This window comes from Streptomyces sp. NPDC051738, assembly GCF_044453205.1.
GTDB lineage: Bacteria > Actinomycetota > Actinomycetes > Streptomycetales > Streptomycetaceae > Streptomyces.
The window spans coordinates 269,183-286,535 of the sequence record NZ_JBITCM010000016.1 but is presented as its reverse complement, the minus strand read 5'-3'; the positions used below and the strand labels follow the sequence as shown (position 1 = coordinate 286,535).

The 17,353-nt window shown below is 69.0% G+C and carries 13 protein-coding genes; 8 read left to right on the top strand and 5 right to left on the bottom strand.

From position 1 onward, the window contains the following. Together ACIA8X_RS33285 and coxB are read right to left on the bottom strand one after the other, a co-directional pair. Window positions 1-542 (bottom strand): cbb3-type cytochrome c oxidase subunit I (locus ACIA8X_RS33285; protein WP_399459845.1); only part of this gene is annotated, 542 nt, incomplete at its 3' end. Further along, window positions 539-1,504: a cytochrome c oxidase subunit II gene (gene coxB, locus ACIA8X_RS33280; protein ID WP_393442322.1), complete on the bottom strand. Its 966-nt coding sequence runs from the start codon at window positions 1,502-1,504 to the stop codon at window positions 539-541. The genes ACIA8X_RS33285 and coxB, both read right to left, overlap by 4 nt. A gap of 287 nt (window positions 1,505-1,791) precedes the next feature. Here coxB and ACIA8X_RS33275 point away from each other — a divergent pair, with 287 nt between their 5' ends. Next, entirely contained in the window at window positions 1,792-3,168 is a 1,377-nt protein-coding gene (locus tag ACIA8X_RS33275) for a cysteine desulfurase/sulfurtransferase TusA family protein (RefSeq protein WP_399459844.1), read from the top strand. 99 nt (window positions 3,169-3,267) lie between these two features. Here ACIA8X_RS33275 and ACIA8X_RS33270 read toward each other — a convergent pair whose 3' ends face one another. Then, the gene (locus ACIA8X_RS33270; protein WP_393442318.1) at window positions 3,268-4,242 is read right to left on the bottom strand and encodes a carbohydrate kinase family protein; all 975 of its coding nucleotides are present in this window, start codon (window positions 4,240-4,242) and stop codon (window positions 3,268-3,270) included. Between the two features lie 130 nt (window positions 4,243-4,372). Here ACIA8X_RS33270 and ACIA8X_RS33265 point away from each other — a divergent pair, with 130 nt between their 5' ends. Next, entirely contained in the window at window positions 4,373-4,582 is a 210-nt protein-coding gene (locus ACIA8X_RS33265; protein WP_393442316.1) for a hypothetical protein, read from the top strand. Window positions 4,583-4,768: 186 nt separating this feature from the next. Next, on the top strand, window positions 4,769-6,508 hold the full coding sequence (locus tag ACIA8X_RS33260; RefSeq protein WP_399459843.1) for a hypothetical protein: 1,740 nt from the start codon (window positions 4,769-4,771) through the stop codon (window positions 6,506-6,508). Window positions 6,509-6,618: 110 nt separating this feature from the next. On the opposite strand, the gene ACIA8X_RS33255 is transcribed toward ACIA8X_RS33260, so the two are convergent. Beyond that, on the bottom strand, window positions 6,619-6,975 hold the full coding sequence (locus ACIA8X_RS33255) for an iron-sulfur cluster assembly accessory protein (protein ID WP_030582488.1): 357 nt from the start codon (window positions 6,973-6,975) through the stop codon (window positions 6,619-6,621). A 391-nt stretch (window positions 6,976-7,366) separates the two neighbouring features. Here ACIA8X_RS33255 and nadA point away from each other — a divergent pair, with 391 nt between their 5' ends. Then, window positions 7,367-8,563 carry a quinolinate synthase NadA gene (nadA, locus tag ACIA8X_RS33250; RefSeq protein WP_393442312.1) on the top strand — a complete coding sequence of 399 codons (1,197 nt, stop codon included), beginning with the start codon at window positions 7,367-7,369 and terminating at the stop codon, window positions 8,561-8,563. A 53-nt stretch (window positions 8,564-8,616) separates the two neighbouring features. Here nadA and ACIA8X_RS33245 read toward each other — a convergent pair whose 3' ends face one another. Further along, window positions 8,617-10,872 carry a PQQ-binding-like beta-propeller repeat protein gene (locus ACIA8X_RS33245; protein ID WP_393442310.1) on the bottom strand — a complete coding sequence of 752 codons (2,256 nt, stop codon included), beginning with the start codon at window positions 10,870-10,872 and terminating at the stop codon, window positions 8,617-8,619. A gap of 209 nt (window positions 10,873-11,081) precedes the next feature. On the opposite strand from ACIA8X_RS33245, the gene ACIA8X_RS33240 reads away from it, so the two are divergent. Genes ACIA8X_RS33240 through ACIA8X_RS33225 form a run of 4 tightly spaced genes read left to right on the top strand, consistent with a single transcriptional unit; the run spans window position 11,082 to window position 17,337 of the window. Beyond that, on the top strand, window positions 11,082-11,522 hold the full coding sequence (locus ACIA8X_RS33240; RefSeq protein WP_393442308.1) for an SseB family protein: 441 nt from the start codon (window positions 11,082-11,084) through the stop codon (window positions 11,520-11,522). Next, on the top strand, window positions 11,519-12,133 hold the full coding sequence (locus tag ACIA8X_RS33235; RefSeq protein WP_393442306.1) for a hypothetical protein: 615 nt from the start codon (window positions 11,519-11,521) through the stop codon (window positions 12,131-12,133). Before ACIA8X_RS33240 ends, ACIA8X_RS33235 begins: the two co-directional genes overlap by 4 nt. Then, complete coding sequence (locus ACIA8X_RS33230; RefSeq protein ID WP_393442304.1) at window positions 12,133-16,878, top strand: putative T7SS-secreted protein; 4,746 nt, start codon at window positions 12,133-12,135, stop codon at window positions 16,876-16,878. The genes ACIA8X_RS33235 and ACIA8X_RS33230 overlap by 1 nt, the downstream gene beginning before the upstream one ends. A gap of 27 nt (window positions 16,879-16,905) precedes the next feature. Continuing rightward, the gene (locus ACIA8X_RS33225) at window positions 16,906-17,337 is read left to right on the top strand and encodes an SMI1/KNR4 family protein (RefSeq protein ID WP_393442302.1); all 432 of its coding nucleotides are present in this window, start codon (window positions 16,906-16,908) and stop codon (window positions 17,335-17,337) included. Window positions 17,338-17,353: the final 16 nt, after the last annotated feature.

The following is a 17,353-nucleotide window of genomic DNA, read 5'->3' as shown; positions in this document are numbered from 1 at the left end:
AAGGCCAGACCCATGATCCACATGTCGGCGCCGATGCCCGGCGAGCGGACCGCGTCCGACAGCGGGGAGTAGGCGAACCAGCCGAAGTCGGCCGCGCCCTGCGGGGTGAGGAAGCCACCGACCGCGATGAGCGAGCCGAACAGGTACAGCCAGTAGGCGAACATGTTCAGCCGCGGGAACGCCACGTCCGGCGCGCCGATCTGCAGCGGCATGATCCAGTTCGTGAAACCGGCGAACAGCGGCGTCGCGAACATCAGCAGCATGATCGTGCCGTGCATCGTGAACGCCTGGTTGAACTGCTCGTTCGACATGATCTGCAGACCGGGCCGGGCGAGCTCGGCGCGCATGAGCAGCGCCATCACGCCACCGATCACGAAGAACGCGAACGATGTGACGAGGTACAGCGTTCCGATCGTCTTGTGGTCGGTGGTGGTGAGCCACTTGACCACGACGTTGCCGGGTTGCCTGCGCCTGACCGGCAGCTCGTTCTCGTACGAGTCCTCAGCTGCGGCGGCACCCTGGGGTTCGTTGAGGATGCTCACAGGTTTGTCGTCTCCCGGTTCTTCTCGTGGCTCGTCTGCGCGATGCCGGCGGGAACGTAACCGGTCTGCCCCTTCTTGGCGAGGTCCTTGAGGTGCTGCTCGTAGCGCTCGGGGGAGACGACCTTCACGTTGAACAGCATCCGGGAGTGGTCGACGCCGCAGAGTTCGGCGCACTTGCCCAGGAAGGTGCCCTCCTTGTTGGGGGTCACCTCGAAGGCGTTGGTGTGGCCCGGGATGACGTCCTGCTTCATCAGGAACGGCACCACCCAGAAGGAGTGGATGACGTCACGCGAGGTGAGGACGAAGCGGACCGTCTTGCCCTTGGGCAGCCACAGGGTCGGGCCCGGGTTGCCCGTCTGCGGGTTCCGGGTGCCCGGGGTGCCGACGTCGTAGACGCCGCCGGCGTTCGCCGGGAAGTCCTCCTTGAACCGGTCCGGAATGGCGGCCAGGTTCTTGTCGGTCTTCGCGTTGCCGGTGGAACCCTCGACCGGCTCGACGTAGTTGAAGCCCCAGCTCCACTGGTAGCCCACGACGTTGATGGTGACGTCGGGCTTGTCCTTGAGGCTGAGGAGCTTCGACTCGTCGCGGGCCGTGAAGTAGAAGAGGACCGAGACGATGATGAGCGGGACCACGGTGTACAGCGCCTCGATGGGCATGTTGTACCGGGTCTGCGGGGGGACCTCGACCTTGGTGCGGCTGCGCCGGTGGAACATGGCGCTCCACAGGATCAGACCCCACACGAGCACGCCGACGGCGAGCGCAGCCGCCCAGGAACCCTGCCACAGGGAGAGGATCCGCGGAGCCTCTTCTGTGGTCGGGGTGGGCATACCAAGGCGGGGGAAGTCTTCCCAGTTGTACGAGCAACCGGTGGCTGTCGCCAGGACCAGGCCCGCGGTCATTGCCTGCAGCAGCTTCCGCCGCATCGGGCGCCGCGGCGAGCGGTCGGAGCCGTTGGGACTCACGTAGCGCCTTCCCGAGAGTCTCGCCCGCGCGGTATGGCTGCGGCCTGGCCTTCTCGCTGGTCGGTCGCCGCCCTGCGACGGGCAGGGGTTTGGATGTTTATGCGGACCAAACCCTAGCCGACGCTCTCCGAGGGTTCGCGGGGAGGGGGGCCTACTGGAGTGGGGGGTTCGCTTGATTGGCGGCTGCGGGCCCGTCGTGGCTTGTCGCGCCCCGCGGCGGAGCCGCTGATGTCACCGTCCCGCGCCCCTTGGGGGCGCCCCGGTGACCGGACGTTTAGCGTTGCTGTGTGGCCTACTTCGATGCTGCTTCCAGTGCTCCTCTTCACCCTGTTGCTCGGCAGGCACTTCTGGCCTCCCTTGATGAGGGGTGGGCGGATCCGGCCCGTCTCTATCGGGAAGGGCGGCGGGCGCGGTTGCTGTTGGACGCGGCTCGGGAGGCTTCTGCCGAGGCTGTGGGGTGTCGTGCCGATGAGTTGGTGTTCACCTCGTCCGGTACTCGGGCCGTCCATTCGGGTGTCGCTGGGGTGTTGGCGGGGCGGCGGCGCGTCGGGCGCCACCTGATCGTGTCTGCCGTCGAACACTCCTCTGTGCTCCATGCGGCTGACGCGCACGAGGCCGGGGGCGGTTCGGTCACGCAGGTCGCGGTGGACCGGGCGGGGGCGGTGGGTGTTCAGGCTTACGCGGAGGCCCTCCGGCCGGACACCGCGCTCGCCTGTCTCCAGTCGGCCAACCACGAGGTGGGGACCGAGCAGCCGGTGGCGGAGGTGGCCGGGGTGTGCCAGGAAGCGGGGGTGCCCTTGCTGGTGGACGCGGCGCAGTCGTTGGGGTGGGGGCGGGTCGACGGTGACTGGTCGGTGTTGACCGGGAGTGCCCACAAGTGGGGTGGTCCGTCGGGGGTCGGGCTCCTCGTCGTACGCAAGGGCGTCCGGTTCGCGGCGCAAGGGCCCGCTGACGAGCGGGAGTCGGGGCGGGCGGCCGGGTTCGAGAACATCCCGGCGATCGTCGCCGCGGCGGCCTCGCTGCGGGCCGTACAGGCGGAGGCGGCCCAGGAGGCGGCACGGCTGCGGGAGCTGACGGAGCGGATCAGGGCGCGGGTGCCGGAGCTGGTGCCGGATGTGGAGGTGGTCGGCGATCCGGAGCGACGGCTGCCCGGCATCGTCACCTTCTCCTGTCTCTATGTCGACGGAGAGGCACTGCTGCACGAACTGGACCGTGCCGGGTTCTCGGTCTCCTCAGGTTCGTCCTGCACGAGCAGCACGCTGACGCCCAGCCATGTGCTGAAGGCGATGGGCGTGCTGAGCGAGGGGAACGTGCGGGTGTCCCTGCCGTTCGGGACGGCGACGGAGGATGTCGAGCGGTTCCTGGAGGTGCTGCCCGGAGCGGTGACCGCAGTGCGGGAGAAGCTGGGGGCGCCGGTCGCCGAGACGGTCGTAAGGGACGATGTCCTGGTCGTGGACTCCCTCGGCAAGCGCTGCCCGATCCCGGTCATCGAGCTGGCGAAGGTCATCGGGGATGTGCCGATGGGCGGGCTGGTCCGGGTTCTCTCCGACGACGAGGCCGCCCGGCTGGACATTCCGGCCTGGTGCGAGATGCGGGGGCAGGAGTACGTGGGCGAGGAGCCGGCGGAGCGAGGAGCGGCGTACGTAGTCCGCCGGGTGACCTGAACGCCCCTCTTTCAGGGGCGCGGGGAACTGCGCGAACAGCCCCCACGCCCCGCAGCCGACAACGAACCCGCTGAGGCAGACGATCAGTCGCACTCGGCCTCAGCCAAGGTGCGCCCGAACCTCCTCGCCCGCCTCATGCCCATACGCCTTGGTGAACCGGTCCATGAAGTGCACCCGCCGCAGCTGGTACTCCTGCGTACCCACCGTCTCGATGACGAGAGTCGCCAGCATGCAGCCGACCTGCGCGGCCCGCTCCAGGGACACCCCCCACGCCAGCCCCGACAGGAACCCCGCACGGAAGGCGTCGCCGACACCCGTGGGGTCGGCCTTGCGCTCCTCCTCGGGGCAGCCGACCTCGATCGGGTCCTCGCCCTGCCGCTCGATGCGTACGCCGCGCGAGCCGAGGGTCGTGACGCGGTGGCCGACCCTGGACAGGATCTCCTCGTCCGTCCAGCCGGTCTTGGACTCGATGAGCCCCTTCTCGTACTCGTTGGAGAAGAGGTACGTCGCCCCGTCCAGCAGTATCCGGATCTCGTCGCCGTTCATCCGGGCGATCTGCTGGGAGAAGTCGGCGGCGAACGGGATCGCGCGGGAGCGGCACTCCTCGGTGTGGCGGAGCATCCCCTCGGGGTCGTCGGCGCCGATGAGGACCAGGTCGAGGCCGCCGACGCGGTCCGCGACGGTCTTCAGCTCGATGAGGCGGGCCTCGCTCATCGCACCGGTGTAGAAGGAGCCGATCTGGTTGTGGTCGGCGTCGGTGGTGCAGACGAAGCGGGCGGTGTGCAGGGTCTCGGAGATGCGGACCGAGCCGGTGTCGACGCCGTGCCGGTCCAGCCAGGCCCGGTACTCGTCGAAGTCGGAGCCCGCGGCGCCGACCAGGATCGGGTTCGTGCCCAGCTGGCCCATGCCGAAGGCGATGTTCGCGCCTACGCCGCCCCGGCGTACGTCCAGGTTGTCGACCAGGAAGGACAGCGAGACCGTGTGCAGCTGGTCCGCTACGAACTGGTCGGCGAACCGGCCGGGGAAGGTCATGAGGTGGTCGGTGGCGATGGAGCCGGTGACTGCGATGCGCACGGCTGAGGTCTCCTGCGGGGAGGTTGGATTGACAGTCCACGCTACCGTTCGTGACCAGGACTCTGAAGCAGGCAAAACTACCCGATAGTAGATCTTTCTTCGCGGGCTCCGGCGTGCCTACGGTGCCGCTATGACGAAATTCGAGGTCCATGCCCCCGCTCCGGCCGACCCCGAGGTCGACCTGGCGTCGCTCCTCGGTGACTGCGCGCGGATGGCTCCCCACTGGACCGCCCCCGACCGCGTCCTTTCCCTTCCGGTCTCCCCCTCACTCATCCATGGGGTGACCGTGCCGTCGAAGTCGGCGCGACTGGTGGACGCGATGTCGGATTACGGCGACTGATCGACCGCGCCGACTGGTCGAATCTCGGCGATCCGATCGGCGCGTTTGAGGGAACCGTGCGCTCCCCCGCTGCGTCCCATCGCTGTCCCCCGTAAAGGGGATGCGGGATACGACCCGACATGCCGACCTTTTTGACAGGGTCTGGTCAGGGTTTTGGGACATGTGCGCAGCCGAAGGAGCGATGCGGTGAACACCGAGCGACCCGAGAACGACGACACGGGCGTCTCCGGCGAGGCCGTGGAGGAGACACGGACGGAGAGCGGGTCAGCGAAGAAGGATGCCGCTGAGGCGCTCCCCGAGAACGAGGGCGCCTCGGCGGAGAAGAGTGGCCCGGAGGAGGCCTCGGCCTCGCAGGCTCCCGACGCTCCTCCCACGAAGGACCCCGGCACCGCCCCCTCCGTCGACGGCGAACGGGATGACGACGCACAGGACGACGCACGGGACGGCGCCCACGACGGCGCCCCACGTCGCTCCCCCGCGATCATCGCCTCCGTCGCCGCCGCCGTACTGCTCGTCGGAGGTGGCGGGGCCTACCTCGCCGCGAACGCCTCCGGCGGGTCGGACGGCGGTACGACGTCGGCGGCGCCCGGCGGTGACACTCCCCCGCCGCTGCACCTCGACGGCTACACCGGGGGCGACTCCGGTGGCGGCACCAGCGGCATCGCGCCCGGGGAGCCCAACCCGTACGGCGTCACCTACAAGGCCGACGGGGAGCTCGCGGACGGGCCCGGCTCGGCGCCGGTGTACCGGGCGGGCGGAGAGGTCGGTGCCGACGAGGTGGCACGGCTGGCCAAGGCGCTCGGCATGGACGGGACGCCGGTGGCACAGGGGCAGACCTGGCGGGTCGGGGCGACGGACGGTGCGGGGCCCAGCCTGCAGGTGAACAAGCAGGCGCCGGGGACCTGGACGTTCTACCGGTACGCGCCGGGCACCGACAACTGCCAGAGCACCACCAAGTGCCAGAAGGGCTCCGCCGAGTCGGCCGCCGACCCGGTCGGTGAGGAGGCCGCGAAGAAGGCCGCGGCGCCGATCCTCAAGGCGGTGGGTCAGGATGACGCGAAGCTCGATGCCGGCCAGTTGATGGGCACCCAGCGGGTGGTGAACGCCGATCCCGTGGTCGGCGGGATGCCCACGTACGGCTGGACGACCGGGGTGACCGTGAACGCCCAGGGTGAAGTGGTCGGCGGGAGCGGCCAGTTGAAGGCGCCGGCGAAGTCGGACACGTATCCCGTGCTCAGTGCCGAGAAGACGCTCGGGCTGATGAACGCGGCGCCGGGGACCGACGGCCGCATGGGCATCGGCGGCTGCGCCAGCCCCGTACCACTGAAGGACCGCCTTGAGGCGCCCTGCGGTGCGGAGGCGTCGGCGGGGACGCCGTCGAAGGACACCGTCACGGTCGAGAAGGCCGTGTTCGGGCTGGCCTCGCACTATGTGGACGCGCGGCAGGCGCTGGTGCCGTCCTGGCTGTTCGAGGTGAAGGCGGCGGGCGCGCGGGACAGCTTCACGGTCACGTATCCGGCGATCGACCCGAAGTTCCTGGCCTCGACCACGCCGTCCGAGGAGCCGACCGGGCAGCCGACCCCGCGGCCGAGCGACCCGAAGGACGAGCCGACCTCGGCGCCGGTCACCCGGAACGTGACGGTGGACGGCTACACGGTCGACGGCAGGGAACTGACCGTGGCCTTCACGGGCGGCGTGTGCGCCGACTACAAGGTGACGGCGAGCGAGAGCGGCGGCGAGGTGACGGTCCGGGTGACCGAGACCTCGCAGCCGGAGAAGGTCTGCATCCTGATCGCCAAGGTGTTCCACAAGACCGTGCAGCTGGACGAGCCGCTCGGTGACCGCAAGGTCGTGGGCACGGACGGCCAGGCGATCCCGAAGGAGAAGCCGGGGGCGGCAGTGCCGGAGACGTCCGGGGCCCGGTAGGGCCTACGGATGCGAGAAGGCGGCGGCCCCGTCGGAGGGGGTCGCCGCCTTCTCGTGTGTCAGCCGTGTCGGCGGTCAGCCACGTGGGCGGTCAGCCGGGTCGGCCGGGCTCAGCTGAAGGAGTCGCCGCAGGCGCAGGAGCCCGTCGCGTTCGGGTTGTCGATCGTGAAGCCCTGCTTCTCGATCGTGTCGACGAAGTCGATGGAGGCACCGCCCAGGTACGGGGCGCTCATGCGGTCGGTGACGACCTTGACGCCGCCGAAGTCCTTGACCACGTCGCCGTCGAGGGACCGCTCGTCGAAGAAGAGCTGGTAGCGCAGGCCGGAGCAGCCACCCGGCTGAACGGCGACGCGCAGGGCCAGGTCGTCACGGCCTTCCTGGTCGAGCAGGGCCTTGACCTTCGCCGCGGCGGCGTCGGACAGGATGATGCCGTCGGTGACGGTGCTGGTCTCGTCCGATACGGACATCTACATCTCTCCCGGGTTGTACGGAGACTGCTTGCCGACGGTTGCAACCGTCGGGGCCGCGGATTCATTCCGGGCCGGGCGTTTGTCTTTCGGTCCTTCTTCATGCTCGCACACGGCGCGTGGAGCGGAAAATGCCTGATTCGGGAGTGCGGGCCTCCCCCAGGCCTCCTCAGGGCCCCCTCAAGGACCACTCGAGGACCACTCGAGGACCAATCGAGGACCACCGGCCGGGATTCACGTCACATCGACACGATGGCCGTCGTCAAACTGACGTGAACCGGTTATGATAGATAGCGTCAAATCGACGAGAAGTCGATGAAGGTGTCCCGAATGACCCGCCGGTCCGGATCCTCCGGCCCCGGCGAGCCGCAGAACAGAAAGGGTGCGTGTCGTGACCACCGCCCAGACCCAGGAGCTCGACGTACAGCCGACGCCCCTCGCCCTGCTGCTCCTCGGCCGTGAGGCCGACCCGAGGAGCGAGCGCGGCGTCGACTGTCCCGGCGATCTGCCCTCGCCGTCCGATCCGGACCTGGTCGAGCGCGCCCGCGCGGCCAAGGAGAAGCTCGGCAGCAAGGTCTTCGTGCTCGGCCACCACTACCAGCGCGACGAGGTCATCCAGTTCGCGGACGTGACCGGCGACTCCTTCAAGCTGGCACGTGACGCCGCCGCCCGCCCGGAGGCCGAGTACATCGTGTTCTGCGGTGTGCACTTCATGGCCGAGTCGGCGGACATCCTGACCTCCGACGACCAGAAGGTCGTCCTCCCCGACCTCGCCGCCGGCTGCTCGATGGCCGACATGGCGACGGCCGAGCAGGTGGCGGAGTGCTGGGACGTGCTGACCGAGGCCGGGATAGCCGAGCAGGTCGTGCCGGTGTCGTACATGAACTCCTCCGCGGACATCAAGGCGTTCACGGGCAAGCACGGCGGCACGATCTGCACCTCGTCGAACGCCAAGAAGGCTCTGGACTGGGCCTTCGAGCAGGGTGAGCCCAATTCGACAAAGGTCCTCTTCCTGCCCGACCAGCACCTCGGGCGCAACACCGCCGTCCGGGACATGGGCATGTCCCTGGAGGACTGCGTCGTCTACAACCCGCACAAGCCGAACGGCGGCCTGACGGCCGACGAGCTGCGCGCCGCGAAGATGATCCTGTGGCGCGGCCACTGCTCGGTGCACGGCCGCTTCAGCCTGGAATCGGTGGAGGACGTCCGCGCCCGGATCCCCGGGGTCAACGTGCTGGTCCATCCCGAGTGCAAGCACGAGGTGGTCGCCGCGGCGGACTACGTCGGCTCGACCGAGTACATCATCAAGGCCCTTGAGGCGGCTCCGGCCGGCTCCAAGTGGGCCATCGGCACGGAGCTGAACCTGGTCCGCCGGCTGGCGAACCGTTTCGCGCCCGAGGGCAAGGAGATCGTCTTCCTCGACAAGACGGTCTGCTTCTGCTCGACGATGAACCGCATCGACCTGCCCCACCTGGTCTGGACGCTGGAGTCGCTGGCGGAGGGCAAGCTCGTCAACCGCATCGAGGTCGACAAGGAGACCGAGGCGTTCGCGAAGCTGGCGCTGGAGCGGATGCTGGCGCTGCCGTAGTCATCGCCCTGCTGTAGTCCTCGCCCTGCCGTTACCGTCGCCCTGCCCCGCCGTCACCCCGAGACCGGTCCCCCCGAGGCCGGTTTCCGCTCGGGGTCGGCGGGGTCGAGGGCGAAGACGGTGCCGTCCGAGGTGGCGACGATCACCGAGCCCTTGTACAGCAGGACCCCGGGCCCGACCGGCGCGCTGTCCGACCGCTCCGTGCGCGGCAGCGTCTCCCACAGCGAGGTGCCCTTGCGTCCGTCGAGGGCGGCCACGCGGCCGCTGATACTGGCCAGGTACAGGGTGCGTGTCTGTGCGTCGTAGCTGGCCGCGCCCGGGCCTTCCAGGCTGGTCCGGGTCTCCCACAGCAGTTTGCCGGTACGGGGTGACACGGCTCTCACCACGCCGCCGGGCGAGACGAACCAGAGCGTGCCGGCCGACAGCACCGGTTCACCGTCGAAGCTCTCCGCCAGCTTCACCGTGGTGCGGGTGCCGGTGTCCGGGTCCACCAGAAGGACCCGGTCGTACGGCAGGATCTCACCGGACGGCCCCTCCTCCTCGGGCGCCTGCATCATGGCCAGGCGCCCGTCGAGGAATCCGAGGATGCCGCTCTGGCCCGGGGCCTTCAGCGTCCGCGCCGAGCCGTCGGCCGGGTCCAGCACGAGGATCATCGAGGTCTCGCTCGTCCCCGAGGTCTCGATGCACTGGGCGTACACGTCGGTGCCGCCGTTCACGAATGAGCAGTAGTGGCCCTTGGGCATCGGCGCGGTCCAGCGCTCCGCGCCGGTGCGCGGGGACCGGGCCGTCACGGTCGTACCGTTGTCGCCGGACGTGATGACGAGGCCGGCGGAGATGGCCATGTCGAGGTTCTCGTCGTTCACCCGGTGCGTCCACAGCTGTTCGCCGGTCCCGGCGTCGATCCCCAGCACCTCGGCCACATCGGTCCCGCGGGCGGCGTTGAAGACGGACTGGCGCAGGACGACCGTGCCACTGCGGACGCCGAGCAGCGCGGAGTTGTACGACCCGATCTCGTCGCCGCCCCCTGGGGCCTCGGCGCGCCAGAGGGTCTTGCCGGTCCGGGCGTCCAGGCGCACCGGGAGGATGCCCTCGCCCGCGCAGTAGACGCCGTTGCCGTTCATCAGGCACGTCGGCTCGCCGGCAACCGAGCCGTCGTCCGTTCCCAGCGCCTTCTTCGCGCCCAGCGGTGCCGTCTCGGACAGGGTCGTCTGCCAGGGTTCCCAGTCGCCGGGCAGTGTCCTGAACCGGGTGGTCGCGGCCGGGGCAGTGCTCCCCTCCTGGGGGCTGTCCGCGAATCCCGGCCCGAACCGTATGTACCCGAGCAGCCCCAGGGCCAGCGCGCCCACGGTGCCGGTCACGGCCAGCAGGGGACGGATACGGCGACGCCGACGGCCGGACCAGGTGGTCGAAGCCGGGTCGGCCACGACGTCGGGGCGGGTCCGCGCCACCACCGGGTGGTCGCCGCGCAGCGTCACCGTCGGCATGTCGCCCGGATCGGCCTCCGGCAGGGCGTCGGCGAACTCCCCTGCCAGTTCCTCGAGTCCGGGGCGCTCCGCGGCCTCCTTGCTCAGGCAGCGTTCCAGGATTCCCCGGAGCGGCTGCCCGATGCCGTCGAGCACGGGCTCGTAGTGAACCACCCGGTACGCGGTCAGATAGGGGCTGTCGGTGTCGAACGGGCCCCTGCCGGTCGTGGCGTACACCAGCAGCGCGCCGAGCGAGAAGATGTCGGAGGCCGGGCCGACCGTCCGTGCGTCCGTGAGCTGCTCGGGGGACATGAACGGCGGGGTGCCGATCATCTGGCCGGTCTCGGTCAGGGTGTTGTGGTTCGCGGCCGCGCGGGAGATACCGAAGTCGATGACACGCGGGCCGTCCTCGGCCATCAGCACGTTGGCCGGCTTGAGGTCCCGGTGCACCACGCCGGCCCGGTGGATGTCCCGCAGCGCCTCCACCAACCCCAGCGCCAGCTGCCGCAGTTCGCCGTCGCGCAGCGCGCCCCGGTCGCGGATCCGGTCGGCGAGCGAACGCCCCGCCACGTACTGCGTCGCCATCCAGGGCCGTTCCGCCTCCGGATCGGCGTCCACCACCGGCGCGGTGAAGACACCGCTCACCTTGCGGACGGCCTCGATCTCCTGCCGGAACCGGGCACGGAAGACGGGGTCTTCGGCGTACTGGGCATGCACGACCTTGACGGCGACCTCACGGCCGGAACGCGACCTGCCCCGATAGACGGCACCCATGCCACCGGCCCCGAGCCGGTCGAGCAGTTTGTACCCGCCGACCGACTTCGGGTCGTCCTTGCGCAGCGGCACGCCCGAATCCCCTTTCGCCGTGGAGCAGTTCGAGGGCACAGAATACGTAACCGGCGATGACGGCGGCGGCCGGGCGGCGGCGCTTGGGGCACCGGGTCCGTCCCTGGCCGAAACGCGGAGGCCGGCTCTCCTGGATTCCCCTGATCTTGGCGCAATAGCATGATCGTTCGCTTGTGCGATGCATGGTGAAGTTTTCGACGGGGGTTGACGTGAGCGCCGACACCTTGAGGCTGCGGGCGCGGCTGGCGGATCTGGCGGAGAGCGGGCAGGGCGATCTGCGTGCGGTTGTAGGGGAGTTCCGGCGCAGTGAGGTGTTGGTGCCGGTGGTGGACGGTTCGCTGTTGTCGGTCGAGGCGGACGGTGTCCGCTGGCTCTTTGCGTTCACGGATGAGGCGGCGTTGGAGCGGTTTGCCCGGGCGCGGGGTGAGGCGGTGCCTGAGGGGATGCCGGTTCATGGGACGCGGTTGCTGGATCAGGTGGTTCCGAGGGTGGCGAGGTCGGGTGGGCCGGTCGGGGTCGCGGTGGACGCGGGCGGGCCGGCGGGCATGGTGCTGCCTCCGGTGAAGGGGATCGTTCCGGACGCAGTGGCTGTGGATGCGGCGGCTTCGGATACGACTCCGGCTGTGGATTCGGAAGGGGCGGACGCGTGAGCGGCGGCGACGGTTACCAGGTCGATCCGGAGGCGCTGGAGCGGATCACGCGGGGGATCAACCAGGCGATCGGTGAGCTGCAGGAGTTGGGCTTCGATATCGAGGCGGGTCAGGGCCGCGGCTTCGACGACCTGGAGTTGGCGGGTCTGGAGGTGGGAGACGGGGCGCTGCGTCAGGTTTTCGCCGAGTTCTGCGAGCGGTGGGGCTGGGGGGTGTACTCGCTGGTGCGGGACGCCAATGAGTTCGCGGGTCGGCTGAACCTGTCGGCGGGGCTGTATCACGAGCAGGAGCAGTACGCCTCGAACACCCTGAAGAGGGTGTGGACGGCGACGGCGGGCAATCCGGGCCTGACGCCGGAGGAGGTCAACGAGCGTTCCTGGTCGCAGACGTTGGAGGACAACCCCGTATCTCACGTCATGAACGCGGACTTCAGCGAGGAGTCGAAGCGGGAGGGCGAGGAGGCGGCCCGGCAGGCGTGGGGGCAGGCGGCCGAGGACGTGCGGACATCGACGTTGATCCCGGGCGCGGCGTCCGATCCACGGACGGACTGGCAGCGGATCGACCCGTCGCAGGCCGCGGAGTCTTCTAAGTCCGGGGAGGGTGAGCGCTGATGGGCTTCGGGGATGTGGTCAACAGCCTCGGAGACAGTCTGGACAGTGCTGTCGACGGTGTGACGCAGAACGTCGGCGAGGCCGTCGACTGGACGGCGGACAAGGCTGCGGACGGCCTGTCGGCGGTCGGCGCGGACAGCGCGGCCGAGGGTGTGCGCGACTTCGGCGAGGGGGTGAGCAACCGGCTGGGCGGTGATGTCGCCGAGCGCGGGCTGGGGGAGAGCGAGGACCCCAGGGAACTGGTCCATGGCAGCGTTCAGGCGTTGCAGGCGCGGGCGAAGCATCTGCGTGACTTCTCCCGGGCGTTCGAGAACGTCGGCCAGGGCATGCGCCAGTTGGGCGGCGACGGCTGGCAGGGCAAGGCCGCTAACGCCTTCCGCGAGAAGTTCGACATGCATCCAAGGCAGTGGCTGACGGCGGCCGATGCCTGCGAGGCGGCGGCCGGGGCGCTGGAGACGTACGCGGACACCGTTCGCTGGGCGCAGCAGCAGGCGCAACTGGCGATCGACGCCTACCGCCGCGCGCAGGAGGACAGCCGGCGGGCGACGGACGCGCACAACGCGCGGGTGAAGACGTACAACGAGGCCGCCGACCAGTACAACGCGGCGGTGTCGGCGGGACGCGAGGCGGGCCCGAAACCGACCGAGCCGGGCGCCTTCACCGATCCGGGCGTGGCGGGCCGGCGCGACGCCGAGGAGACCCTGGCCGAGGCACGCCGCCAGCGCACCGACGCCGCCCGTGACGCGCAGCGCAAGGTGGCCGAGGCCCTTGAGACGGCCCCGCCGAAGCCGGAGTTCACCGACCGGCTGAAGGCCGACGCCATGGACGCCGTGGTGAGCACCACGCTGAACCAGGCCCACGTCGTGGGCGGTTTCGCCAAGGGCGTCACGGACGTCGTGCAGATGGTGCGCATGGTCAACCCGTACGACCCGTACAACATCACCCACCCCGGCGAGTACACGAAGAACTCCAACATGCTGCTGGCCGGCCTGGTCGGCACCGCCGCCCATCCCGAACGGCTGCCCAAGGCCATCATCGGCAGCGGCTGGAGCAGCGACCCGGGCGACGCGATGGGTTACCTGGCCTCGAACCTGATCGGCGGCAAAGGCGCGGGCGGCATGGCGCGAGGGGCAGCGCGCGGTGCGGCCGAGGGCGCGGCCAAGTCGGGGGCGCGCAATGCCGTGACCAAATCGATCAGCGACACCGCCAGGCGGCTGTGGTGCAAGGTGTTCGGCGGCGACCCGATCGACATGGCCACCGGCCGGATGTCGCTGCCGGCCACCGACGTAACGCTGCCCGCCAAGTTGCCGCTGGTCTTCACCCGGCAGTTCGAGTCGTCGTACGAGGCAGGCCACTGGTTCGGCCCGAAGTGGACCTCCACCGCCGACCAGCGCCTGGAGATCGACGCCGAGGGCGTCATCTGCATCCACGAGGACGGCTCGCTCCTGGCCTACCCACACCCCGCCCCCGGCGTACCGACCCTGCCCGTGGCTGGAGCCCCCAACCCGCTGACGATCGACGCCTACGGCGATTACTCCGTCACCGACCCTGCCTCCGGCCGTGCCTGGCACTTCGCTGCCCCGGGCGGTGACGGCAACGGCATCGCCCTGCTGGAACAGATCACCGACCGCTCCGGCCAGTGGCTCACCTTCGAGTACGACCACCAGGGCGCCCCCACGGCGATCGTGCACTCGGCCGGCTACCACCTCACCATCGACACGACCGGGGACCGAATAACCGCCCTGCGCCTGGCCGGGGCCGCAGCCGATGGCGGCGACGTCGAGCTGGTCCGCTTCGGCTACGACGACCACGGCCACCTGGCGACCGTGACGAACTCCTCCGGCATCCCGACCCGCTTCACCAACGACGCGCTGGGCCGGATCACCGCCTGGACCGACACCAACAACTCGTCCTACCACTACGTCTACGACGACGAGGGCCGCTGCACCTCCCAGACCGGCGACGCGGGCCACCTGCGCAACACCTTCGCCTACGGCGACATCGACCCGGCCACCGGCCACCGCACCATCACCGCGACGAACTCCCTGGGCCACAGCACCCGCTACGTCATCAACAGCGACCTCCAAGTGATCGCCACGACCGGCCCCGACGGAGCGACGACCCACACGACCTACGACCGCTACGACCACCCGCTGACCGAAACCGACCCCCTCGGCCGGACCCTGAGCTACGCCTACGACGGGGCAGGCCGCACGGTGATGGCCGTCCGCCCCGACGGCCGGTACACGAGCATCGGCTACAACGACCAGGGCCTGCCCGTCTCCATAGCCAGCCCGGACGGCACGCACGTCACCCAGCAGTTCGACGAGTTCGGCAACCGCACGGCCGTAACCGACGAGTCCGGGACGACGACCCGCTTCACGTACGACGATCTAGGCCACCTGACAGCGATCACAAACGCGACAGGCGCGACCACGACAGTCCGCTGCAACACCGCCGGCCTGCCTCTGGAGGTCACGGACCCGCTGGGCGCCGTGACGCGCTACGAACGCGACGCCTTCGGCCGCCCGACGACGATCACCGACCCCATGGGAGCGGTGACCCGCCTGGAGTGGACGGTCGAGGGCCGCCTGTCCCGCCGTACCGCGGCCGACGCCACGACGGAGTCGTGGACGTACGACGGCGAGGGCAACACCACCAGCCACACCGACGCCATGGGCGCCGTCTCCCGCTACGAGTACACCCACTTCGACCTGCTCGCCGCCCGCACCGGCCCGGACGGCGTCCGCTACACCTTCGACCACGACACGGAACTGCACCTGACGAAGGTCACCAACCCGCAGGGCCTGACCTGGAGTTACGAGTACGACGCGGCCGGACGCATGGTCGCGGAGACAGACTTCGACAACCGCCGGCTGACGTACGAACACAACCCGGCGGGCCAGCTGACCGCCAGCACCACCGCCTCCGGCCAGACCGTCCACTTCGAGCGGGACGTGCTGGGCCGCGTGATGAGGAAGGACGCGGCCGGAGCGGTCACAACGTACGAGTACGACGCGACGGGCGGCCTGGCCCAGGCGACGGGCCCGGACGCGGTCCTGACGTTGCAGCGCGACGAGATGGGCCACCTGCTGACCGAGACGGTCAACGGACGTACCCTCACCTACACCTACGACGTGTTGGGCCGCCGCACCGGCCGCACCACCCCGACCGGCGCGACCAGCACCTGGACGTACGACGCGGCAGGCAACCGCACCGAACTGACCACCAGCGGCCGCACCCTCACCTTCACCCACGACGCCGCCGGCCGCGAACTGACCCGCCACATCAGCGAAACGCTGACGCTCACAAGCGCCTTCGACCCTATGGGCCGCCTCACGAAGCAGGAACTCACCGGACCGAACGGCAGGCACCTCCAGCAGCGCGCCTACACCTACCGCGCCGACGGCAACCTGACCGCCATCGACGACCACCTGAACGGCACCCGCCGCTTTGATCTCGACGTCACTGGCCGAGTCACAACCGTCCACGCTGCGAACTGGACGGAGTCGTACGCCTACGACGCGGCAGGTAACCAGACCCACGCCACCTGGCCGGACTCCATGCCCGGCCAGGAATCGACCGGCGACCGCGCCTACACCGGGACCCGCATCACGCGCGCGGGCAACGTCCGCTACGAACACGACGAAGCCGGCCGCATCACCCTGCGCCGGAAAACCCGCCTGTCCCGCAAACCGGATACCTGGCGCTACACCTGGGACACCGAAGACCGCCTCACCTCGGTCGTCACCCCCGACGGCACCACCTGGCGCTACCGCTACGACCCCCTCGGCCGCCGCATCGCCAAACAACGCCTCGCCGCCGACAGAGAAAGGGTCCTGGAACAGGTGGACTTCACCTGGGATGGCACAACCCTCGCCGAGCAGACCACCAACACCCCCGGCACCACCCAGCCGACCATCACCCTCACCTGGGACCACCAGGGCATACGCCCCCTGACCCAGACCGAACGCAAGACGCCGACTGATGCTCCCCAGGAAGACATTGACCAGCGCTTCTTCACGATCATCACCGATCTGATCGGCACCCCCACCGAACTCGTCGACGAACACGGCACCATCGCCTGGCACACCCGCACCACCCTCTGGGGCACCACCACCTGGAACCGCACCGCCACCGCCTACACCCCCCTCCGCTTCCCCGGCCAGTACCACGACCCCGAAACCGACCTCCACTACAACTACTTCCGCCACTACGACCCCGAAACCGCCCGATACCTCACTCCCGATCCCCTCGGCCTCGCCCCCGCGCCCAACCCCACCACCTACGTCCACAACCCCCTGGCTTGGACCGACCCCTGTGGCCTCACACCATGCAAAGACGCGGAGAAAAATGCAGCGGCGAGAAACGAAACGATTCTCGGCCAAGATGTACCTGTTCGGAACGAGGCATCTGTCGGCAGCACAACTGACCACAACTACAAGAGGACATTCTTCAATGCCAACCCAGACCTCGAAGGAAACGTAGTTGTCCATCATGCCATCGAACAGCAAGCCCTCAAGCGCTATCCCGGCCTATTCTCAGCTGACGAGATCCACTCCCTGGAAAATCTTCGAGGGATACCAAAGGGAGATATCAACAGTCGCGTGCATTTGAGCGATATACGCGTGGCGTGGAATGGCTTCTACAGAACACATCCCAACCCGACGCGCCAGGAAGTACTCGACCACGTCACACGCGTCGATGATATGCTCGGCCACTGGTTCAACCCGCGCATCAGGTAACCAAACCAAATCGAAAGGATCACGCACATGTGGCGTGAACTTGCCCTTGTATTCTCGAGCGTAGAGCTACACCCTCCGGCGCCCGAAGAAGCCCTTTCGCTCATCGAAGAACGACTTGGGCAGGCAATTCCATCGCCACTCCGATCGCTCCTCGCCGAGACCGACGGAGTCAATGCCGCTTACGGAACGGAAGTTGTCTGGTCAGCCGAGAAAATCCTGACCGAAAACACCTCGCTCCGCAACAATGAAGAGTTCCAGTCCCTCTACATGCCCTTCGACCCGCTCCTCTTCTTCGGTGATAACGGGGGCGGGGATCAGTTCGCCTTTATCCGAATTCCAGAACGGGATGACGTGTTCGTCTGGGATCACGAAACAGACAGTCGGAACTGGATCTCACCCTCCTTTGAGCACTTCCTGCGCAGTGCCCTCGGGAGTGACGGTGAAGACTGGTACCGCTAACGCGTCTCTACGCGTG

Coding starts and splice junctions, on each gene's coding strand:
- ACIA8X_RS33255 (WP_030582488.1), bottom strand. CDS start 6,975: ATGTCCGTATCGGACGAGACCAGCACCGTCACCGACGGCATCATCCTG.
- ACIA8X_RS33265 (WP_393442316.1), top strand. CDS start 4,373: ATGACGAAATTCGAGGTCCATGCCCCCGCTCCGGCCGACCCCGAGGTC.
- ACIA8X_RS33230 (WP_393442304.1), top strand. CDS start 12,133: ATGGGCTTCGGGGATGTGGTCAACAGCCTCGGAGACAGTCTGGACAGT.
- ACIA8X_RS33225 (WP_393442302.1), top strand. CDS start 16,906: ATGTGGCGTGAACTTGCCCTTGTATTCTCGAGCGTAGAGCTACACCCT.